This window comes from Actinosynnema sp. CS-041913 (assembly GCF_050942485.1).
Classification (GTDB): domain Bacteria; phylum Actinomycetota; class Actinomycetes; order Mycobacteriales; family Pseudonocardiaceae; genus Actinosynnema.
The window spans coordinates 2,862,278-2,882,875 of sequence record NZ_CP192037.1 but is presented as its reverse complement, the minus strand read 5'-3'; the positions used below and the strand labels follow the sequence as shown (position 1 = coordinate 2,882,875).

Genomic DNA, 20,598 nt, shown 5'->3' with positions numbered 1-20,598 from the left:
CGCTACCGGAATGCCGGGTACAGCGGCAGTTCCGCGGCCTGCGTGCCGTACCGGGAGACCAAGGCGGAGATCATCGCCTCGGCGTGCGCCGCCACGTGCTTCACGCCCTGCGCCAGCGCGTCCGACCTCAGCCGCACCCACCGCGCGGTGAGCACCGTGCTGCGCGGCGGCGAGTCCAACTGCCGGTGCCCCGAAGGCAGCGCGGAGCCCAGCCCCGGCAGCCCGCGCCAGGTGCTCAACCACACCCAGAGGAGCTGCGACTCCAGCAGCCGGGGCAGGAACACCGCGTCGTCGTCCAGGTCCGGCCACACCGAGCCCACCTCGGCCCGCCACGCCGCCACCATCGCCTCGGACATGCCGGCGGGCAGCCCGTACGCGCACCAGCAGGACGGGAACGGCACCCGCAGGCACGCCGCGTCGAACACGATGTCCCGGACGCAGCCGCCCTCGAAGTCCAGGAAGCGCACGCCCTTGCTGGTCACCAGGTGGTTGTCCGGGCAGGACGTGGACGGGCTGAACGCGCGCCGCCGGGACGTGACGAAATTACGCACGGCCTGCTCCGCGAACGCCAGCACCGCCGGCGGCGTCTCGACTTCCAACGATTCAACCAGCAGTGCCGGCAGCCCGGCGAGCGCCGCGTGCACGTCCACCGCGATCGGATCGGCGCAGCACTGGCTGCCCTGCCGCCGCATCAGCGCGTCGAAATCCGCGTCCCGGCCCGCCGTGGTCGCGTGCAGCTTGCCCATGGCGTGCGCCCAGGACAGCAGCCCGCGTTCGGCGGCCCGCGCGTCCGAGCCGAGCAGCTTCTCGGCCAGCCGCGGCGCCTTGCCCAGGTCCTCCAGCACCACCAGCCGCTTGCCGTTGTCCTGCGCGACCAGTTCCGGTGTCAACCGGTCCTCGCCGGGCAGCGCGGTGAGCAGCTTGTGCGACACGGCCTCGTGCGCGAACGGATCCCGGTCGGCCACCGCCGACGGGTAGCGCTTCACGACCAGCGTGCGGGGCAGCGAGAACGGCGTCGACGCCACCCGCACCCGGACCACCACAGACCGGCCCGCTCCGCCGAGCCGTTCGGGATCGGCCAGCCGCACGGGCGCGCCGAACCGCCCGCTCAACACGGACTCGGCAGCCGCAACCGCGGCGAGCAGGTCGGAATTGGCGGCGTCGTCGATGTCCGCCGGGCCGGCGGTGATCTCCACGCTCATCCCCTCCGACCCTACCCCGGTGGTCACCGACCTGACAGAACCCGTCCGGGCACCGTGACGGTAGTGCTCATATGCATGCTTCGGCCACCATTTGGCGATACTGAAACCAAGTCAGTCGTTGGCACGCGCTTCCCACATCGCGGGAAATTCCGGGACCGTCACCCGCGGGAAAGCGGTCTCCCCAGGTCACGGGTCCGGCTGCGGCGGTTGCGCAGCGCCAGCACCGCAGTGGCGGCCATGACGATACCGATGAGGTTGACCGCCAGTTGGAGCACCGACAGGCCGCAGACGGCCCATTGGCCCAGCACCGCCGCGATCGCCGCGTAACCCGCCGCCGGCACGGTCGTCACCGAGATGAACACCCCGACCAGCGCCGCCGACTTGGCCGACGTCATCGACAGCATCCCCGCCGCGCCCGCCAGCAGGGCCACGATCAGCGAGAACGGGCCGACCTGGAACACGAAGTCCACCTGGTGGGCGTCGATCAGGGTGTCCCGGTCGAACAGCCCGGTGTACGAGCCGACGACCGCGGCGCCGAACGTGACCAGCATGGCCAGCGGGAACCCGGCCGCCAGCGCGAGCGCCGCCCGCCGCACCAGGTCCCACCGCCGCAGCACCAGCCCCACCGCGATCGCCGCCAGCGGCCCGAACTCGGGCCCGACGACCATCGCGCCGACGATGGTGACCGGCGAGTTCGTCACCACGCCCACCGCCGCGAGCAGGCACGCGATGGTCAGGAACGCCAGGAACGTGGCGTTGAGCCGTGACTCCTCTCCGGTGCGGGAGATCAGCTCCTCCCACACCACGGCGTCCGCGCCTTCACCGGGCGCGGCCTCCTCCGCCCGGTCCGCCGCGTCGGACAACGCCGTGTCGATCTGCTCCAGCGTCAGGCCGCCGAGGCGGTCGACGCCCAGCGCGCACAGCGCGTCCACCACCTCGTCCGTCGCCTCCCGGGCGAGGTCGGCCTCCACCACGTCGCCGGCGGGGTCCACGGCCGCGCCCCGGAGCAGCACGACGTGCGTGACGCCGGGGTGTTCCTTGAGCGCGGCCAACACCTGGTCGGTGAGGTCGACCGGGCAGACGGCCCGCATGTGCAGCATGCCCACAACTGTGCCCGACCGCCCCGCCCGCCGCCGCCGCTACGCCCGCGGCTGGGGCTTGACGTCGACCCCGGCCTCCTTGCGCTGCTGCGCGGTGATCGGGGCGGGCGCGGCCGTCAGCGGGTCGTAGCCGCCGCCGCTCTTCGGGAACGCGATGACCTCGCGGATCGAGTCCGCGCCGGCGAGCAGCATGGCGATCCGGTCCCAGCCGAACGCGATGCCGCCGTGCGGCGGCGCGCCGTACTTGAAGGCGTCGAGCAGGAAGCCGAACTTCTCCTGCGCCTCCTCCGGACCGATGCCCATCACAGCGAACGCCCGCTGCTGCACGTCGGCGCGGTGGATACGGATCGAGCCGCCGCCGATCTCGTTGCCGTTGCAGACGATGTCGTAGGCGTAGGCCTTGGCGTTGCCAGGGTCCTCCTCGAAGCGGTCGATCCACTCCGGGGTGGGCGAGGTGAACGCGTGGTGCAGCGCGGTCCACTGCCCGCCGCCGACCGCGACGTCGTTGTCGCCGAGCTTGTCGGTCGCCTCGAACATCGGGAAGTCCACGACCCACACGAACGACCAGGAGCCCTCTTCGATGAGCCCGATCCGGTGCGCGATCTCCACCCGCGCCGCGCCCAGCAGCGCCCGCGCACCGTCCGGGTCGCCCGCGCCGAAGAACACGCAGTCACCGGGGTTCGCGCCCACGGCCTTCGCGAGGCCGTCGCGCTCGGCGTCGGACAGGTTCTTGGCGACCGGGCCGCCGAGCGTGCCGTCCTCGTTGACCAGGACGTACGCCAAGCCCTTCGCGCCGCGCTGCTTGGCCCACTCCTGCCACGCGTCGAGCGTGCGCCGGGGCTGGCTCGCGCCGCCGGGCATGACCACCGCGCCCACGTACGCCGCCTGGAAGACCCGGAACGGGGTGTCCTTGAAGTACTCGGTCAGCTCGGTCAGCTCCAGGTCGAAGCGCAGGTCCGGCTTGTCCGAGCCGTACTTGGCCATCGCCTCGGCGTAGGAGATCCGGCGGAACGGCCGGGCGATCTCGTGACCCGCGAGGCCCTTCCACAGCGCGGTGATGACCTTCTCGCCGAGCGCGATCACGTCGTCCTGCTCGACGAAGCTCATCTCGATGTCGAGCTGGGTGAACTCGGGCTGCCGGTCGGCGCGGAAGTCCTCGTCCCGGTAGCAGCGGGCGATCTGGTAGTACCGCTCCAGCCCGCCGACCATCAAGAGCTGCTTGAAAAGCTGCGGCGACTGCGGCAACGCGTACCAGGACCCGGGCCGCAGCCGGGCGGGCACCAGGAAGTCCCGCGCGCCTTCCGGCGTCGAACGGGTCAGCGTGGGGGTCTCGACCTCCACGAAGTCCTCGCCGTGCAACACGTCCCGCGCGATCCGGTTGGCCTCGCTGCGCAGCCGCATCGCCTTGGCCGGCCCGCTGCGCCGCAGGTCCAGGTAGCGGTGCTTGAGCCGGGCCTCCTCGCCGACCTCCAGGTGCTCGTCCAACTGGAACGGCAGCGGCGCGGCCTCGTTGAGCACCTCCAGCTCGGACGCGTAGACCTCGATGTCGCCGGTGGGCAGTTCGGGGTTCTCACTGCCCTCGGGCCGGCGGGTGACCTCGCCGACGACCTTCACGACGAACTCGGAACGCAGCCGGTGGGCGCGCTCGGCCATCTCGCCTTCCCGGAACACGACCTGCGCGACCCCGGAGGCGTCCCGGAGGTCGATGAAGATCACGCCACCGTGATCGCGCCTGCGGGCCACCCACCCGGTCAGGGTGACGGACTGCCCGGCGTGCTCGGCGCGGAGCGTCCCGGCCTCGTGCGTGCGCATCACGGGTACTGCTCTCCTCGTGTTCGTGGTCGGCTCGGCTCGGCCGACGTCGTGCTAGCGGAACAGCGACTGGTCGTCAAGGCTAGCCAACGACCCCGCGGAAGACGCCACCAGGTTTCCTCCAACACCATCGTGGGGCCGACCGGTGACCTTAGGATCACCGGGTGGCCAGACGCCTGCTGCTGAGTGCCGTGTTGGTCCTGCTGACCACCGGCTGCGCGTACACCGTCCAAGGCACGCCGGTAGCAGGCCCGCTGCCTCCGGTGCCGACGGTGAAGTGCGACTACAAATCGGTGACGACCGACGCCGACACCAAAGCCGTCGCCCTGCCGGACGGCGACCAGGTGCCCGTCGAGGGCGAGGTCGTGTTCACCCTGGAGACGAGCGGGGGCGACATCGAGTTCACCTTCGACGCGGCCTCCGCCCCGTGCTCGGTGCACAGCTTCCGACACCTGGTCGACGAGCGGTACTACAACGGGAATAGCTGCCACCGGATGACCACCCAGGGGATCTGGATCGTCCAGTGCGGTGACCCCGTCGGCTCCGGGCAGGGCGGTCCGACCTACAAGTACGACGACCCGGACGCCAAGACCGGCGGGTACAAGCGCGGCGTGATCGGTATCGCTAATCGGGGTACGCCGGGGACCAACGGCAGCCAGTTCTTCATCGTGTACAAGGACAGCGAGTTTCCGCCGGATTATCCGGTGCTGGGTGAGGTGACCCGGGGAATGGACGTGATCGACAAGGTCGCTACCGGTGGCGTCGTGCCCGGGTACAGCGAGAACGACGGGAAGCCGATTCGTGAGCTGAAGTTCACCACGGTCAAGGAAGAGAAGTAACGGCACTGCCGACACCGCAACCTGCTGGACCACCGCAGCCCCAAGATCGCGCGCACGACAACTAGGAGCTTGCGCCAGCACGCAAAGGGCCTCGTGTTCTCCCCGTATGGCCCAATGCCGCTAAGTTAGGGTCTGTTGCGGTAGAATTCTGTTGTGGCGCGGGTTGGCAGGAAAAAGAAGTCCGGTAAGGATGTCGCGGGTGTGCGGTTGGTCGACCGGATTTCCCTGGGGGTGCTTGCCGAGGTTGTTCCGCGTGATGTGATCGAGGACGTGTTGGTCGAAACGGGGAAACGGGAGCAGCGGACACGGTTGTTACCGGCGCATGTGATGGTGCGTTTCTGTCAGGCGATGTGTCTGTTCCCGGAGGACGACTACGAGGAGGTCATGCGGAAACTCGTCGGTTCGTTGAAATCCATGGCGTCCTGGCGGGACGACTGGCACGTCCCCTCGACATCGGCGATCACCCAGGCCCGACAGAGACTCGGGTCGGAGCCACTGCGACTGTTGTTCGAGAGCGTGGCCGCCCCGGTCGCGGAACCCGGCACGCGGGGGGCGTGGCTGGGATCGCGTCGGCTCATGGCCGTGGACGGTTTCATGCTGGACGTCCCCGACACACCGGGGAATGTCGCGGAGTTCGGCAAGAGCGGCAACGAGTCCAAGGCGAGCGGGTTTCCCCAGGTGCTGGTGGTGGCGTTGGCGGAATGCGGTTCCCACGCGATCGTCGACGCCATCGTCGCCGGATACCGCGGGAACGAGAAGGCCCTGGCCGATGTCCTGGCCCGGTCGGCGGAACCGGGCACGGTCGTCACCGCCGACCGGAACTTCTACAGCTACGCCCTGTGGGGCCGGTACGTCGACACCGGTGCCGACCTGCTGTGGAGGATCGGCTCCGGCGTCACCCTGCCCGTGCTCGAATGGCTGCCCGACGGCTCCTACACCTCGCTCCTGATCAACCCCGCCGTCCAGGCCGCACAAAGAACGAAGCTCATCGAGAACGCCCGCGCCGGACGCGACGTCGACCCCGGACACGGATTCCCCGTCCGGGTGGTCGAATACGACGTGCCCGACCGCGAGGGCAACGGCAGCGGCGAACTGATCTGCCTGGCCACCACCATCACCGAACCGGCCGAGGCCACCGCCGCCGAGCTGGCCTGGGCCTACCACCAACGCTGGGAGATCGAGTCCGCGTTCGACGAGATCAAAACCCACCAACGCGGCCCGGCCAGAGTGCTGCGGTCGAAATCCCCCGACATGGTCCGCCAGGAAATCTGGGCACTGCTGCTCACCCACCACGCCATCCGAACACTGATGTGCCGGGCCGCCGACGAAGCCGACATAGACCCCGACCGCCTGTCCTTCATCCGCGCCTTCAGAACCATCCGCCGCCAGGTCGTCGCCCAGGCGGACTTTTCCCCCTGACCACCGAAGAACCGCACTCCGCGACACCCACCACGAAATCCTCCGAAAACGCACCACCGGACGACGACACCGCACCTGCCCACGAGTCGTCAAACGCGGACGACACAACTCCTACCGAGTCAAAAAACCCGGCGACCACACCACGACACACGACGGACCAGCCACCATCCAACTCCGCTCACCAGTCTTAACTTAGCGGCATTGCCGTATGGCCTGCCCGCAGGGCAACCGCGCTTGTTCAGGGAGCGCAAGCACGCTTTTCGCTTGCGCTCCCTGGACAAGGGTGGTGGTCTTTGACAGGCCATACGGGGAGAACACGACGCCTTGCCCTTCCCCCCGGAGGCCTGCCCAGCGGCGAGCGCCCGCTTTTATTCTTCAGACGAGCAGCGGGAGCTGGCAACCGCGAGCCCACCCAGGGACCGCTGAACTCACATCATGAGCAACGCCAGATGCTCAGTCATCAACCCCTCACACTCGGCCATCGGCGACAACCAGGACACCTCCCGTCCTTCGACCGTGGATGGCGGCAGTGGCACTGTCGCACCGATAGGCAGGATCTCTTCACCGCTCAACCCGCGCGATGAGGACAGCAGGAAGACCGCCGGCCGCTCAAAGACCGGAACCACCACCACCGGAGTCGGATCGTCGGTGAACGCCGCACGCTTGACAATGCGTTCCGCCCGTTCCAATTCCAACGCCACACCGACGAGGTTCGCCGCAGTCACCACCAGCGTCGAACGCATCAAGCGACTGGGCAACACCGGCCACCAACGCCGAACCCACCCCTCCTCCGTGACCGCCATGTCCGCCGGGCACAACTCCAACGACTCCCACTCACGCCCGAAAACCGGGTCCATGTAGTTGTCGTTGTGCCACAACGCACCCGGAATCACCGGCCACCCGCGCTCGACGCACGCCAGCGCACACTCCAAACCGCCCGTCACTGTGTCACCTCGACCGAGGCGACACCCGCAACCGGAGCCCACACCACACGGGCCGTGACGCCCGCCGTTTCGAACCAGCGCAACGCATCGTCCGCCGACTGGACACCCATGCGGAACGTGCCGTCGGTGGAGACCACCTCCGCGTGCTCCGAGAACGCCAGTCCCCACGCGCCGACACGTGCGTCTACGCGTTCCCCGTACTCCTGCACCACCGCGAACAACCGAGGCGCGTTGTCCACGATCATCCCCTGAATCAACGCCTCGAACTCTTCCTCCGGGAAAGACGGAGAACTGCCAGACCCACACGCCTCGTCGACCGGATCACAAGCCAGTACTGCTGTCATGACGTTTGCCTCCTACATCGAACAGGTTGCGTGTCCACCATCACTGAGCAGGTCGCCGTTTCAGCGACTGCCACTGTCTGACACAAGTCAGCCACGAGCCTCCGTCGACATCCATATCAAACTTGGAATACGCTATGCTCGAACTGACATAGGGCCTGGTCGAGCAGGTCGGAAGCTGACTGCAGCATCACCCGTTGGTGGGAAGGCCATGCCGCATGTACGCTGTTTAGACGGGCAGGCCACACACGGCTCCGTCAGGGGAAGTTCATGACCACAACGGGCTTTTCAGGTCGCCGGACTCACGGCGATGGACGGTGCCACGGGTGTTGTGCGCCTTTGGCGGACGGCAATGCGGCCGGCCTGTGCGATCACTGCCATCAGGAGCAGCGCAAAGGACTTCACCGCCCGCCAACTCTGCTCAGGCATGAGTTCTTCGAGACCGAAGAGTTCTGCGCCGCTTTTGAAAGTCAGCACATCGGCCATGTCATCAAGGCGTACCGGCACCACTCGCATTGGCTGAAGTTGTACGGGAGGACGATCAACCAAGATACCGTCGGACGCTGGCTGGGCCTTACACAAGCGCAGGTGAGCAGGCCGGAGAACGGTCGGCCAGAACAGAACCTGGACAGGCTGAGGAGCTATGCGGAGAAATTGCGCCTCCCTCGGCACATGCTCTGGTTCGACTTTCCCGGCCACCGTCGACTCTCGATTGAGGGTGCATCGGACCTCCCAGGCGACACCGAGATCGGCGACCCGATTGACAGCCCGTTTTTTGTGTCACTCGAAGCCGCCGCACTCGATCTCTCTGCTCTGAGCGACGCGCGCAACCACTTCGAGATGATGTACCGCAATCTCGGTGGGCCGATGACGCAGGACAGGTTGACGAGGTTCCTGACAGAACACGTTTCGCCACTGCTCGCTCAATCTCATTCCCAGTCTCAAGGAAATAGGCGACAACTGTACCGGGCGACTGGCGGACTGGTGGCGCTCGCCGGGGTATGCGCCTATGACGGCGAGCATCACGGGGTAGCGCAGCGTCATTTCCGGAAGGCACTCACACTGGCCGAACTGGCCAGCGATGCAGGATTCCGGGCGTACGTTCTGGCCTTGATGGCGAATCAAGGCATTGCCCTGGGTGCCTCAAGGCAGGCGATCAGCCTGACCGAACTCGCACTCAACGCGGATTGCCGACTGCCGGGCGCGCTTCAGGCCGACCTGTACGGAATGGCGGCAAAGGCCCATGCCCAACTGAAAGACTCGACTGGAACGTACCGTTCCATGTCACTGGCAGAAGCATGTGCAACCCGGGTCAGTGCGGGTAGTACACCGGCGGAGATCGGCTACGTGCAGCACGGGTTGACCGAGGCTCATTTTGTCGACGCACTGACGGAACTCGGAGACCTTACGCCGGCACAACGGTACGCGGACCGTCTGTTCACGATCCCTGCACATGCTCGCGGTCGAGTCAATCGGCTGGCGTCAATAGTGACCCTGGAATTGCGACTGGGTGCAGTCGACCGGGCATCGATCCTGACGATCAAGATGGTTGACAGCGCCAAGGGGATGGAGTCGCGTCGCCTGAACGCCAGGTTCAGGACGATTCGTTCAGCTCTTGCCAACCTGTCCTCGGACACGACCTCTGAAGCCACCGAGAAGATTGATCGGTTTCTGACCATTTCACCCTGGTGAAGTGACGACAACCTAGCCCTTGTCGAAAGGCGTCTGGTCCGATGGAGTGGAAGAACCTTGGCGAGCGACCCGTCTACGAGAATCCATGGTTCCAGGTCAATCTCGCCGATGTCGCGCTTCCTGATGGGCGTCACCTCGAACACTTCGTCATCCGCCAACGTGCTGTGGCACTCACTGCGGCCGTCAACGATGAAAACGAGGTTCTTCTGCTGTGGCGGCATCGCTTCATCACCGGGACGTGGGGGTGGGAGCTGCCTGCCGGGGTGATCGAGGAGGGCGAAACGCCGGCGGAAGCCGCAGCCCGTGAGATGCTGGAGGAATCTGGCTGGAGAGCCGGCCCGCTCCATCATCTGGTGACGGTTGAGCCGTCAAACGGACTTTCCGATTGTCTGCATCATGTCTATCAGGCGGACGGGGCCGTATACGTCGGGCACCCGGAGGATGACTTCGAGTCCAAACGTCGGGAGTGGGTTTCGCTGGAAGTTGTTCCCGAACTGATCCGCAGTGGGGAGATACGGTCTGCGAACACGGTGGCCGCACTGCTGATTCTGCACAACACTCGGTGTGTCGCCGGTTGATTGTCTTCAGCAGTGTGCTCGCGTGTCGCGATAGGGTCTTCTAGAGATTTTCTTCGAGCTGTCGCGATCGCGCTGAGCCAAAGAGCGAAAAGCACGCTCGCCGCTGGGCAGGCCGCCAAGGATGATCACAAAAGCAGGACTCGGGCGTCGTGTCATCCCCGTAGCCCACCGCTCGGTGTGCGCGCCGCGCGCGCCACGGCTGGCGCGGCGTGTCGGACTGAGGGTGGGTCATGTGCCCGGGACAGGATTGGGATCACCTGACTGTTTGCCACTCGATGCTGCTGGGGCGTTGGCCGGTCGTGAGGTAGTCGATCACTGCTGCTTCGAGTTCCGTCACGGCTAGTTCCGCGTGCGGCGGGAACTCGCTGTCGGCTGTGACGAAGTAGTAGACGACGGATTCGGGGTTGCTGGGGGTGACGCTCTTGCTGAACCAGCCTGTCGGAGGGCTGTCCTCACCGGCGTAGCGCAACGCTCCCTTGTCCCCGTCGATACCCACCGTTAGTTCCGAAGCCCAGGGGGCGTCTGCGGGAACCACGGTCATGAGCAGGGCGGTACCCGCCTTGTACTTCGCGCGCACGTCGGTGAACAGGTCCCGGACTACATCGGGTGTGGTGATGACAACCGGATCGGCCGTGTGTTGCCTCTCGTAGTAGACGTTCAAAGCCCGCGCCATGGTGGGATACCCCTCCTCGGTAGGCGAACGCCCGTGGTCTCACCTGAACGGATCGCGCAACTACGCCTTTGCGACGTCTTGTCGCGCGCTGGGCGTCAGCCTTGCACGGGACCGGCGTCGGCGGTGATGCCCGTGCGGGTGACGGGCGGGTGCCTTGTCCGCTTGCCAAGGTCTGAAAGCCGGAGGGCCACCCCCGCTGGTGTGCGGGGGTGGCCCTGTCGGCTGGGGCTTGGTCAGGCGGTCGGGGCGAGGTAGAGCAGGCGGTTCGGGGAGCCGGAGCCGGGGCTGGTCACCTTGCTCGGCGTGGACTGCCCCACCAGGTAGCTGGCCACCTGAGCGGGTGTCGCCGAGCGGTTGTTCTGCAGGTAGCGGGCTGCTGCGCCTGCTACGTGCGGAGTGGCCATCGACGTGCCGGAGATGGTGTTGGTCGCCGAGTCGTTGGTGTGCCAGGACGACGTGATGCCCGAGCCGGGGGCGAAGATGTCCAGCACGGAACCGTAGTTCGAGTAGTTGGCGCGTGCGTCCGTGCGCTCGGTCGCCCCTACCGTGATCGCCTCGGTCACCCTTGCCGGGGACGAGCTGCCCGCGTTCGTGTTGCTGTTGCCGGCTGCGATCGCGTACGTGACGCCGGCCGTAATGGACCGACGGACCGCGCTGTCGATGGTCGAGGACGCTCCGCCGCCCAGGCTCAGGTTGGCGACGGCGGGCTTCACGTGGTTCGCGGTGACCCAGTCGATGCCGGCCACGACGCCGGCGGTGCTGCCGCTGCCGTTGTTGTCCAGCACGCGGACGCCGTAGATGGTGGCGCCCTTCGCCACGCCGTACTGGCTGCCGGCGACGGTGCCGGCCACGTGGGTGCCGTGGCCGTGGCCGTCCTGCGCGACGTTGTCCCGGTCGACCGCGTCGTACCCGTTGCGGGCACGGCCGCCGAACGTCGAGTGGCTGATGCGGACGCCGGTGTCGACGACGTAGACGTTCACGCCGGCCCCGGTGGACGTGTAGCTGTACTTGGAGTCGAGCGGCAGGTTGCGCTGGTCGATGCGGTCCAGGCCCCACGACGGCGGGTTGGTCTGGGTTGCCGTGACGTGGAAGACCTGGTCCTGCTCGACGTACTCCACGGCCGGGTTCGCCGCGAGGCGCTTCGCGGCCGATTCGGGGAGCGAGACCGTGAAGCCGCGCAGCGCGTTGTGGAACTCGCGGTCGACCTTGCCGCCGTACCGGCCGGCCAGTGACGCGGCGGTGGCCGTCGTGCCGTCCTTGAGCTTCACGATGAAGCTGTTGGGCACCTTCTGGGCCGCGTCGGCGGCGCGGATCTCGCCTTCGGCGGCCTGGGCGGGGGAAGCCAACAGGGTCGTCGTCGTGGCGGCGGCGATGGCCGTCGCGCCGACGCCGGCCAGGAACCGGACCCGTCGTGACTGTCGCATGCAGATTCCGTTCTCGATGCGGCGACCGCGACGCCCACCCGCCGAACAGCACGCAGGGAACGGGTGTGACGCTCGGCCACCTAGCCCTCGCTGACAGTCACCAACTTAAGCAGACCGGCAACGGTCGCCAAGTGTGAAAGATTGCCAGTTGTAGCGCAGTGTCAAGAAATGCTCTGACCAGCGCTTTCCCGACCTCCGGGAGCCGTGGTAGAAATCGCGCGCTAGTTTCCCGGCATGCGTCTGGAACCGGTCACCGAGGACAACTACCGCGCCGTCATCGACCTCGAAGTCCACGAGGAGCAGCGCGCTTTCGTCGCCACCAACCTGCGGTCGATCGCCGACGCGTGGATCCACCGGCCGCGGATGCAGCCGCTCGCGATGTACTCCGGCGACGACCTGGTGGGTTTCACCCTGCTCTACCGGGACCAGCCGCGCGTCCTCCACATCGTCCGCTTCATGATCGACCGGAGGGCGCAGGGGCGCGGGCTGGGGCGCAAGGCGCTCGCCGCCATCGCGGACGTCGCGCGCTCGGAAGGACGCACCCGGCTGTCGCTGAGCCTCATGCCCGGCAACGCCGTCGCGCACGGCCTGTACGCGGCGTTCGGGTTCGTGGAGACCGGCGAGGTCGACGGGGGCGAGGTCGTGATGAAGCACGACCTCGCCCCGGCCCATCACCTCGCGGGCGACCAGTAGAGCAGGTTGCCCCACGGCAGTGGCGTGGACGCGCGCACGATCTCGTCCTGCACCTCGGCGGGCGTCGCCTTCCGGTTCTTGTGCAGGTACCGCAACGCCACGCCGGACACGAACCCGGTCGACATGGACGTGCCGCTGATCGTGTTCACCGCCGTGTCACTGGTGTGCCACGCCGACTGGATGCCGACGCCCGGCGCGTACACGTCGACCAGTTTGCCGAAGTTGGAGAACGTCGACTTGGTGTCGGTGTTGGTGGACGAGCCGGACGTGATGGCCTCGGACACCCGTGCCGGCGAGTAGTTGACGGCGTCGGCGTTGCTGCCGCCGGCGGTGACGGACGCCGTCACGCCGGAGGTGATCAGCCTGCGTACGGCGTCGTCCATCGCCTGCGACGCACCGCCGCCGAGGCTGAGGTTCGCCACAGCGGGCTTCTGCGCGTTCTTCGCCACCCAGTCGATTCCCGCGACGACGCCGGCCGTGGTGCCGCTGCCGTTGCCGTCGAGCACCCGCACGCCGCACACCTTCGCCTGCTTGGCCACGCCGTACGTCTTGCCCGCGATGAGGCCCGCCACGTGCGTGCCGTGGCCGTGGTCGTCCTGGGCCACGTCGTCCTTGTCGACGGCGTCCCAGCCGTTGCACGCCCGGCCGCCGAACTCCTCGTGGGTGACCCGGATGCCGGTGTCGAGCACGTAGGCCGTCGTGCCGCGGCCGGTGGAGGTGTAGCGGTACTCGGTGTCCAGCGGCAGCTTCCGCTGGTCGATCCGGTCCAGGCCCCAGGGCGCGTCCTGCTGGGTCGCGAACGCCCGCACCACCTGGTCCTGCTCCACGTACTCCACCGCCGGGTCGGCGGCGAGCAGCCGGGCCTGCCGGTCGCTGAGGCTGACCGAGAAACCCTTGAACGGCCCCGAGAAAACGCGATCGACCCGGTCGAACCGGGACGTCACGTCGCTCAGCGCCGACACGTCCTTCAGCTTGACGACGTAGCTGCCGGGCACCGCCCACACCGAGTTCGCGTGCAGGACCGCGCCCTCCGCCTGGGCCGGGACGGCCGAGAATCCCATGGCCAAGGCGGCTATGCCCAGGCCGGACAACAACTTGCGCATGGATGTCTTCCTTCGCAGGGGTTGGAGAACCGGAACACGGGTCACGTGCCCCGGGTGTTACCTCGTGGGCGACCAGTACAACAGCCTGCCGAACGGCAGCGGGGTCGCCTCGTGCACGAGTTCCGCGTGCACCTGGGCCGGTGTCGCGGTGGGGTTGAACTGCAAGTAACGCACCGCCACCCCGGACACGAACCCGGTCGCCATCGACGTCCCGCTCAACGTGTTGAGCGCGGTGTCGCTGGTGTGCCAGGCGGCCGTGATGCCGGTCCCCGGCGCGAACAGATCGACGCCGGGGCCGTAGTTGGAGAACGACGCACGCGCGTCGGCCTGGGTGGTGGCGCCGGACACGATCGCCTCGGTGACGCGGGCGGGTGAGGTGTTGATCGCGCCGCTGCCGCTGCTGCCGGCCGTCACGGACGCGCTCACCCCGGACTTGATCATCGCGCGCACCGCGTTGTCCAGCGAGGTGGACACGCCGCCACCGAGGCTGAAGTTGGCCACGGCGGGCTTCTGCGCGTTGCGGGTCACCCAGTCCACGCCCGCGATGACACCGGCGGTCGTGCCGCTGCCCTGGGCGTTGAGCACCCGCACGGCCCCCGCGCGCACGCCCTTGGCCACGCCGTGCACCTTGCCCGCGATGATGCCCGCCACGTGCGTGCCGTGGCCGTTGTCGTCCTGGGCCACGGAATCGTTGTCCACCGCGTCCCACGCGTGGAACGCCCGGCCGCCGGCGAACTCCTGGTGCGTGATCCGGATCCCGGTGTCGATCACGTACACCGTCACCCGGTCACCGGTCGACGTGTAGCTGTACGTACCGTCCAGCGGCAGGGCGCGCTGGTCGATCCGGTCCAGCCCCCAGGGCGCGTTGGGCTGCGTGGTGGGACCGGCCTGGACGACCTGGTCCTGCTCGACGTGCTCGACGGCCGGGTCGGCGGCCAGCCGGCGGGCCTGCTTCGCGCTCAGCCGCACCGAGAAACCGTTGAACGGCCCGGAAAAAACGCGGTCGACGGTGTCGAACCGGGACGACACGCGCCCCAGGTCCGAACCCTCCTTGAGCTTCACCAGGTAGCTGCCGGGCACCGCGCGCGCCGAGTTGGCGTGCAGGATCGCGCCCTCGGCTTCGGCGGGTGTGGCCACGACCGCGACCGCGAGCGCGGCGGCGGCCAGGCCGGGTAACAGCTTGCGCATCGGCTTTCCTTTGCAGGGATGGGGAAACCCCGGCGTGAGCACGCCGGGGTCTCGTTGTGGACAGGGCGGGTCAGGCCGTGGGGGCCCAGTACAGCAACCGGTTCGGGGAACCCGAGCCGGGGTTGGTGACCTTGCCGGCGGTCGCCGCGTTCACGATCGCCGTCTGCGCCTGCGCGGGCGTGGCCGCCCGGTTGGCCTGGAGGTAGCGGGCCACGACGCCGACCACGTGCGGGGTCGCCATCGAGGTGCCGCTGATCGTGTTGGTCGCGGTGTCGTTGGTGTGCCAGGTGGACGTGATGTTCGAGCCGGGCCCGAACACGTCCACCAGGTTGCCGTAGTTGGAGAAGCTCGACCGCGCGTCGGTGTTGGTGGTGGAGCCGACCGTGATGGCCTCGGACACCCGGGCGGGCGAGTAGCCGGAGGCGTTGGCGTTGTTGTTGCCCGCCGCCACGCCGTAGGTGACGCCGGCGGCGATGGACCGGCGCACGGCCGCGTCCAGCGTCGCGGAGGCGCCGCCGCCGAGGCTCATGTTGGCCGTGGCCGGCTTGACGTGGTTGCGGGTGACCCAGTCGATGCCCGCGACGACGCCGGCGGTGGAGCCGCTGCCGCCGTTGTCGAGCACCCGGACCGCGTGGATCGTGGCGTCCTTCGCGACGCCGTGGATGATGCCCGCGATGGTGCCCGCCACGTGCGTGCCGTGGCCGTTGCCGTCCTGGGCGACGTTGTCGTTGTCCACCGCGTCGAAGCCGTTCTTGGCCCGGCCGCCGAAGTCGCGGTGGCTGATCCGCACGCCGGTGTCGATGACGTAGACGTTCACGCCGGCGCCGGTCGTCTCGTAGGTGTAGCTCCGGTCCAGCGGCAGGTTGCGCTGGTCGATCCGGTCCAGCCCCCACGACGGCGGGTCGGTCTGAGTGGCGTCCGCGCGCACGACCTGGTTCTGCTCTACGTAGTCGACCGCCGGATCCGCCGCGAGCCGCTTGGCGGCGCGCTCGGACAACGTGACGGAGAACCCATTCAACGCGGTGGAGAAAATGCGGTCGACCCGGCCGCCGAACCGCGCGGCGAGCGAGTTCGCCCGCACCGTGGAGAAATCCTTCAGCTTCACCAGGTAGCTGTTCGGGATCGCCTCGGCCGTGCCGGCGGAGAGGATCGTGCCCTCGGTGGCCTGTGCGGGCGGTGCCACGAGGGCGAGCACCGCTGCTCCGACGGCCGGTCCGGCCGTCCACCTGAGCTTGCGCATACATCTTCCCGTTCTTCGCAGGGAACGGTCTTCGGCGCCCGCGAGCGGCAAGGGGCAGGGCCCGACCGCGTGGTGTGCTTCACATCACCCCACGTCCCTGAGGCTATGCGGCGGTTCGGGTACCGGGAAGCGACCAGACGTCCCAGCGGCGGTGGGACGTCTGCCCGGCCCCCTCCTTCACACCGCGGCTGTTAATGAGAATTCAAACATTCCATGGCCGATCGGATTTTGCCCGCCGATTCGGTTAAATTCACGCCGGGAAACCCGATCGGCTCTACCGTCGGAGTGATTTCCCACGATAACGTCGCTCGCCTTGTCCTCGGGAGAACGGAGCGGAGATGCCTACGCCAGTCGTCGGGACGGAATCGCGGGTACGCGATCCCCGACGCATCGACGCAGGAGCGGACCCCTTCGCGGACGCATTGCGATCGGCGATCCGGGCGAAAGGGCTGAGCCTGGAACGCATCCAGCACAAGCTGCGGTCACGCGGCGTGGCGGTGAGCATCGCCGCGCTGAGCTATTGGCAGTCCGGGCGACGCCGCCCGGAACGGCCCGACTCACTGACCGCGGTCGGGCACTTGGAGGAGATCCTGGAGGTAGGAGAAGGTGGACTGAGCACGCTGCTGGGACCGCCGCGCCCACGTGGGAAGGCGCGGCCGAGGGTGCGGACGACCGGGCCGGAGGCGTGGGCCGCGGCCGGCGACTACGAGTCGATCGCCGAACTGCTCGCCGACGTGGACACCACCACCGACCAGGACCTGACCCGGCTGAGCCTGCGGGACCAGGTGGAGCTGGCGATGGACGGCAGCACCCGCCGGGTGCGGTCGCGGCAGGTGCTGCGCGCCGAGCGGGCGGGCGTGGACCGGGTCCTGCTGGGTTACGACACCCGGCTGCCCGGCGACCCGCTGCCGGTGATCGGCACGCTGCGGTCGTGCAGACTGGGGCGGGTCTCCGCCGACCCGCGCAACGGTCTGATGATCGCCGAACTGCTGTTCGACCGGCCACTGCGCAGGGGAGAGCGCACCGCCGTGGAGTACGAGCTGATCCACGTGGCGCCGCACCACCCGGTCTACGACAACACCTACTCACGCCGGTTCCGGCACCCGGTCCGGGAATACGTGCTGGAAGTCCGGTACGACTCCCGGTGCAGGCCGGTGCGGTGCGAGCAGTTCACGACCGACCTGGCCGGTGGGGAACCGGCCGACGTGCGCGAAACCCCGGTGGACACCTGGGGCTACGCGTACGCCGTGGCACTGGACTTCGGTCCCGGAGCGGTGGGCCTGCGCTGGCAGTGGATCTGATTCAGTAGGAACGCGGCAGCCGGAGGGTGTGCTGCGCCACGAAGTTCAGGATCATCTCACGGCTCACCGGCGCGATCCGGGACAGCCGCGACGCGGCGAGCAGGGCACCGAGTCCGTACTCGGCTGACAGACCGTTGCCGCCGTGCACCTGGATGGCCTGGTCCACCGTCGCCGCCACCGCCTCCCCCGCCGCGTACTTGGCCATGTTGGCCGCCTCACCCGCAGCCCGGTCTTCTCCAGCGTCGTAGAGAGCCGCGGCCTTCTGGGTCATCAGCCGAGCGAGTTCGACCTGGATCGCGCACTGCGCCAACGGGTGCGCAATGCCCTGGTGCGCGCCGATCGGCGTGTCCCAGACCGAGCGGGTGCGGGCGTACTCGGTCGCCTGGTCCAGGGCGCGGCGGGCCATGCCGGTGGCGAAGGAGGCCGCCATGATCCGCTCCGGGTTGAGCCCGGCGAAAAGCTGGGCCAACCCGGCGTCCTCGGCCCCTACCAGCGCATCCGCCGGGAGGCGGACATCGTCGAAGAAGCAGGTGAACTGCTTCTCCGGTGACACGACCTCCATCGGGATGTGCTGGTAGGTGAAGCCGGGGGCATCGGTCGGCACGATCATCAGCGACGGCATCAGCAGCGGCCGGCCGCCCGCGGCGTCCCGCTCGGGCGCCACGTGCCGCGCCACCACCAGGACGGCCTCCACCTCGTCCACGCCGGAGATGTAGTACTTGCCGCCCGACAGCACCCACTCGTCGCCCTCGCGCCGGATGGCGGTGGCGATCTTGTGGGCGTTGGAGCCCGCGTCCGGCTCGGTGATGGCGAACGCCATCTTCGTCGTGCCGGCGGCGAAACCGGGCAGCCAGCGCTGCTTCTGCTCCGCCGTGCCGAACCGCGCGATCACGGTCGCGCAGATGGCCGGCGACACCACCATCAGCAGCATCGGGCAGCCCGCGGCGGCCAGTTCCTCGCACACCGCGGCCAGGTCGCCGATGCCGCCGCCACCGCCGCCGTACTCCTCGGGCACGGCCACGCCGAGGTAGCCGAGCTTGCCCGCCTCGGCCCACAGCTCGTCGGTCTTCTCCCCCGCCCGCGCCTTCGCGACGAAGTACCCGTGCCTGTACTCGGCGGCCAGGCCGGCGACGGCCTGGCGCAGCGCACGCCGTTCCGCGCTCTCCACGAAGTTCGTCACGACGCAGCCTCCACTACCGCGAGCACGTCGCCCGCGTCGACCTGTTCCCCTGGCTGGACAAGGACTTCGGCGACCGTGCCACCGGTCGCGGCGAGCACCCGGTGCTCCATCTTCATGGCCTCCAGCACGAACAGCTCCGCGCCCGGCTCGACGGTCTCGCCGGGCTGCACGGCCACCCGGACGACGGTGCCGGGCATCGGCGCGACGGTCGCGCCCTCGGCGAGCCTGGCCTGCGGCTCGGGGAAGCGCGGCACGAGCCGCAGCGCCACCCCGTCGACCACCACCAGGTCCCCGTAGACCGCCACGGACAGGGCTTTCCGGACCCCGTCCCGCTCCAGCACGACTTCGCTCGGTGACGCCCTCACCACGCATACCGAGGAGTCGGTCAGCACCCCGCGACGGGTGTGCCGGTAGCGGACTTCCACGGTTTCACCGGCGAATTCGAACACCGTTTTCTGGGGATGCGACGGGAGATTGCGCCAGCCCAGCGGTAGGTTGGTCCCACGAATTTCGGCGAGGGCCACGGCAGCCGCCAGCGCAAGGGGCCAAATGTCCACTCGCGGCGGCTCGACGAGAGCGTGCTGGTGCAGGAACCCGGTATGGGTATCCCCGGCGACGAAGGCCGGATGGCGCAACGTGCGCACCAAAAGTTCGCGGTTCGTGACCAACCCGTGGACGGCCGACCGGTCCAAAGCGGTCGCCAGTTTGCGAATCGCCGCTTTCCGGGTCGGCGCCCACGCGATCACCTTGGCCAGCATGGGGTCGTAGTGCACCCCGACCTCGCTGCCGTCCTCCACTCCGCTGTCGACCCTTACGCCGTCCGGCACGTGGAAGCGGTGCAGGGTTCCGGTGGCGGGCCGCCAGTCCTGCGCGGGGTCCTCGGCGTACAGACGGGCCTCGACGGCGTGGCCGCTCGCCTCCGGCGGGTGCTCGGGCAGCCGCTCGCCCTCGGCGATCGCGAGCTGCCACGCCACCAGGTCGACGCCGAAGACCTCCTCCGTGACCGGGTGCTCCACCTGGAGCCGGGTGTTGACTTCCAGGAAGTGGAACCGCTGGTCGTCGGTGAAGAGGAATTCGACCGTGCCCGCGCCGACGTACCCGATGGCGCGGGCCGCCTTGGTCGCGGCGTCGAAAAGCCGTTGCCGCGCCTCGGGTTCCACGCCCGGAGCCGGTGTCTCCTCGATGATCTTCTGGTGCCGCCGCTGGATGGAGCACTCCCGCTCCCCCAATGTCCACACCGTGCCGTGCGCGTCCGCCAGGATCTGCACCTCCACGTGCCGCGCGCCTTCCAGCAGCGGCTCGCAGAACACCGTGCCGTCGCCGAACGCCGACTCGGCCTCCCGGCGGGCCGCGGCCACCTGCTCCGCCAGTTCGCCGGGCGAGCGCACGATCCGCATCCCGCGCCCGCCGCCCCCGGCCGAAGCCTTGACCAGCACCGGGAACTCCGTGGTCGACCCGGGGTCCAGTTCGGGCAGCACGGGCACGCCGGCGGCGGCCATCCGCTTCTTCGCGGCGACCTTCGAGCCCATCGCCTCGATGGCCTCGGGATCGGGGCCGACCCAGGTGAGCCCGGCGGCCCACACGGCCCGCGCGAAGTCCGCGTTCTCCGACAGGAAGCCGTACCCGGGGTGCACGGCGTCCGCGCCGGCCGCCTTCGCGGCGTCGACCAGGGCGTCGATCCGCAGGTACGTCTCGGCGGGCGACGCGCCGGGCAGCCGGACCGCCGCGTCGGCCTCGCGGACGTGCGGCGCGTCGGTGTCCGGGTCGGAGAACACCGCGACCGGGCTGATGCCCAGCTCGCGGCAGGTCCGGATGATCCGGCGGGCGATCTCGGCCCGGTTGGCGATCAACAGCTTCGCGATCACGGTA

The 20,598-nt window shown here is 68.7% G+C and carries 18 protein-coding genes; 6 read left to right on the top strand and 12 right to left on the bottom strand.

The annotated features are described in order from the left end of the window. Nucleotides 1–2: 2 nt before the first annotated feature. The 3 genes from ACQPZF_RS13890 to aspS all read right to left on the bottom strand — a co-directional run bounded on the left by ACQPZF_RS13890 (nt 3) and on the right by aspS (nt 4,117). Entirely contained in the window at nt 3–1,202 is a 1,200-nt protein-coding gene (locus ACQPZF_RS13890; protein ID WP_433271808.1) for a hypothetical protein, read from the bottom strand. A gap of 158 nt (nt 1,203–1,360) precedes the next feature. After that, nucleotides 1,361–2,302, bottom strand: coding sequence for a DUF389 domain-containing protein (locus ACQPZF_RS13885; protein ID WP_433271807.1), 942 nt, complete (start codon nt 2,300–2,302; stop codon nt 1,361–1,363). A gap of 39 nt (nt 2,303–2,341) precedes the next feature. Next, nucleotides 2,342–4,117 carry an aspartate--tRNA ligase gene (aspS, locus tag ACQPZF_RS13880; RefSeq protein ID WP_433271806.1) on the bottom strand — a complete coding sequence of 592 codons (1,776 nt, stop codon included), beginning with the start codon at nt 4,115–4,117 and terminating at the stop codon, nt 2,342–2,344. Between the two features lie 161 nt (nt 4,118–4,278). Here aspS and ACQPZF_RS13875 point away from each other — a divergent pair, with 161 nt between their 5' ends. Then, a complete protein-coding gene (locus ACQPZF_RS13875) occupies nt 4,279–4,953 on the top strand; it encodes a peptidylprolyl isomerase (protein WP_433271804.1) in 675 nt (224 codons plus the stop codon). A gap of 153 nt (nt 4,954–5,106) precedes the next feature. After that, nucleotides 5,107–6,372: an IS4 family transposase gene (locus ACQPZF_RS13870; RefSeq protein WP_433267590.1), complete on the top strand. Its 1,266-nt coding sequence runs from the start codon at nt 5,107–5,109 to the stop codon at nt 6,370–6,372. A 428-nt stretch (nt 6,373–6,800) separates the two neighbouring features. On the opposite strand, the gene ACQPZF_RS13865 is transcribed toward ACQPZF_RS13870, so the two are convergent. Next, nucleotides 6,801–7,316 (bottom strand): hypothetical protein, encoded by a 516-nt coding sequence (locus tag ACQPZF_RS13865; protein ID WP_433271803.1) that lies wholly within the window; start codon nt 7,314–7,316, stop codon nt 6,801–6,803. Beyond that, nucleotides 7,313–7,660 (bottom strand): hypothetical protein, encoded by a 348-nt coding sequence (locus tag ACQPZF_RS13860; protein ID WP_433271802.1) that lies wholly within the window; start codon nt 7,658–7,660, stop codon nt 7,313–7,315. Before ACQPZF_RS13860 ends, ACQPZF_RS13865 begins: the two co-directional genes overlap by 4 nt. Nucleotides 7,661–7,996: 336 nt before the next feature. Between ACQPZF_RS13860 and ACQPZF_RS13855 the strand changes: the two genes are divergently transcribed. Both ACQPZF_RS13855 and ACQPZF_RS13850 read left to right on the top strand, forming a co-directional pair. Further along, entirely contained in the window at nt 7,997–9,349 is a 1,353-nt protein-coding gene (locus tag ACQPZF_RS13855; RefSeq protein ID WP_433271801.1) for a hypothetical protein, read from the top strand. A 41-nt stretch (nt 9,350–9,390) separates the two neighbouring features. Then, a complete protein-coding gene (locus ACQPZF_RS13850) occupies nt 9,391–9,927 on the top strand; it encodes an NUDIX hydrolase (protein WP_433271799.1) in 537 nt (178 codons plus the stop codon). Nucleotides 9,928–10,180: 253 nt separating this feature from the next. On the opposite strand, the gene ACQPZF_RS13845 is transcribed toward ACQPZF_RS13850, so the two are convergent. Together ACQPZF_RS13845 and ACQPZF_RS13840 are read right to left on the bottom strand one after the other, a co-directional pair. Next, a complete protein-coding gene (locus tag ACQPZF_RS13845) occupies nt 10,181–10,588 on the bottom strand; it encodes an Imm1 family immunity protein (protein ID WP_433271798.1) in 408 nt (135 codons plus the stop codon). 245 nt (nt 10,589–10,833) lie between these two features. Next, nucleotides 10,834–12,024 carry a S8 family peptidase gene (locus tag ACQPZF_RS13840; RefSeq protein WP_433271797.1) on the bottom strand — a complete coding sequence of 397 codons (1,191 nt, stop codon included), beginning with the start codon at nt 12,022–12,024 and terminating at the stop codon, nt 10,834–10,836. A 234-nt stretch (nt 12,025–12,258) separates the two neighbouring features. Between ACQPZF_RS13840 and ACQPZF_RS13835 the strand changes: the two genes are divergently transcribed. Continuing rightward, on the top strand, nt 12,259–12,717 hold the full coding sequence (locus ACQPZF_RS13835; protein ID WP_433271796.1) for a GNAT family N-acetyltransferase: 459 nt from the start codon (nt 12,259–12,261) through the stop codon (nt 12,715–12,717). Here ACQPZF_RS13835 and ACQPZF_RS13830 read toward each other — a convergent pair. From ACQPZF_RS13830 to ACQPZF_RS13820, 3 genes are all read right to left on the bottom strand, one after another. Next, nucleotides 12,696–13,820 (bottom strand): S8 family peptidase, encoded by a 1,125-nt coding sequence (locus tag ACQPZF_RS13830; RefSeq protein WP_433271795.1) that lies wholly within the window; start codon nt 13,818–13,820, stop codon nt 12,696–12,698. The genes ACQPZF_RS13835 and ACQPZF_RS13830 overlap by 22 nt on opposite strands. A 57-nt stretch (nt 13,821–13,877) precedes the next feature. Next, entirely contained in the window at nt 13,878–15,008 is a 1,131-nt protein-coding gene (locus tag ACQPZF_RS13825) for a S8 family peptidase (protein WP_433271794.1), read from the bottom strand. A gap of 70 nt (nt 15,009–15,078) precedes the next feature. Beyond that, nucleotides 15,079–16,248 carry a S8 family peptidase gene (locus ACQPZF_RS13820; RefSeq protein WP_433271793.1) on the bottom strand — a complete coding sequence of 390 codons (1,170 nt, stop codon included), beginning with the start codon at nt 16,246–16,248 and terminating at the stop codon, nt 15,079–15,081. 338 nt (nt 16,249–16,586) lie between these two features. Here ACQPZF_RS13820 and ACQPZF_RS13815 point away from each other — a divergent pair, with 338 nt between their 5' ends. Beyond that, on the top strand, nt 16,587–17,549 hold the full coding sequence (locus ACQPZF_RS13815; RefSeq protein ID WP_433271792.1) for a hypothetical protein: 963 nt from the start codon (nt 16,587–16,589) through the stop codon (nt 17,547–17,549). 1 nt (nt 17,550) lies between these two features. Here the strand turns inward: ACQPZF_RS13815 and ACQPZF_RS13810 are convergent, their stop codons facing one another. Then, nucleotides 17,551–18,729: an acyl-CoA dehydrogenase family protein gene (locus ACQPZF_RS13810; RefSeq protein ID WP_433271791.1), complete on the bottom strand. Its 1,179-nt coding sequence runs from the start codon at nt 18,727–18,729 to the stop codon at nt 17,551–17,553. Then, nucleotides 18,726–20,594 (bottom strand): acetyl/propionyl/methylcrotonyl-CoA carboxylase subunit alpha, encoded by a 1,869-nt coding sequence (locus tag ACQPZF_RS13805; protein WP_433271790.1) that lies wholly within the window; start codon nt 20,592–20,594, stop codon nt 18,726–18,728. The genes ACQPZF_RS13810 and ACQPZF_RS13805 overlap by 4 nt, the downstream gene beginning before the upstream one ends. Nucleotides 20,595–20,598 lie beyond the last annotated feature (4 nt).

Bases quoted from the DNA above. Each gene is read 5' to 3' on its own strand.
- ACQPZF_RS13890 (WP_433271808.1), bottom strand. From the start codon at position 1,202: ATGAGCGTGGAGATCACCGCCGGCCCGGCGGACATCGACGACGCCGCC.
- ACQPZF_RS13885 (WP_433271807.1), bottom strand. From the start codon at position 2,302: ATGCTGCACATGCGGGCCGTCTGCCCGGTCGACCTCACCGACCAGGTG.
- ACQPZF_RS13860 (WP_433271802.1), bottom strand. From the start codon at position 7,660: ATGACAGCAGTACTGGCTTGTGATCCGGTCGACGAGGCGTGTGGGTCT.
- ACQPZF_RS13850 (WP_433271799.1), top strand. From the start codon at position 9,391: ATGGAGTGGAAGAACCTTGGCGAGCGACCCGTCTACGAGAATCCATGG.
- ACQPZF_RS13840 (WP_433271797.1), bottom strand. From the start codon at position 12,024: ATGCGACAGTCACGACGGGTCCGGTTCCTGGCCGGCGTCGGCGCGACG.
- ACQPZF_RS13835 (WP_433271796.1), top strand. From the start codon at position 12,259: ATGCGTCTGGAACCGGTCACCGAGGACAACTACCGCGCCGTCATCGAC.
- ACQPZF_RS13830 (WP_433271795.1), bottom strand. From the start codon at position 13,820: ATGCGCAAGTTGTTGTCCGGCCTGGGCATAGCCGCCTTGGCCATGGGA.
- ACQPZF_RS13825 (WP_433271794.1), bottom strand. From the start codon at position 15,008: ATGCGCAAGCTGTTACCCGGCCTGGCCGCCGCCGCGCTCGCGGTCGCG.
- ACQPZF_RS13820 (WP_433271793.1), bottom strand. From the start codon at position 16,248: ATGCGCAAGCTCAGGTGGACGGCCGGACCGGCCGTCGGAGCAGCGGTG.
- ACQPZF_RS13815 (WP_433271792.1), top strand. From the start codon at position 16,587: ATGCCTACGCCAGTCGTCGGGACGGAATCGCGGGTACGCGATCCCCGA.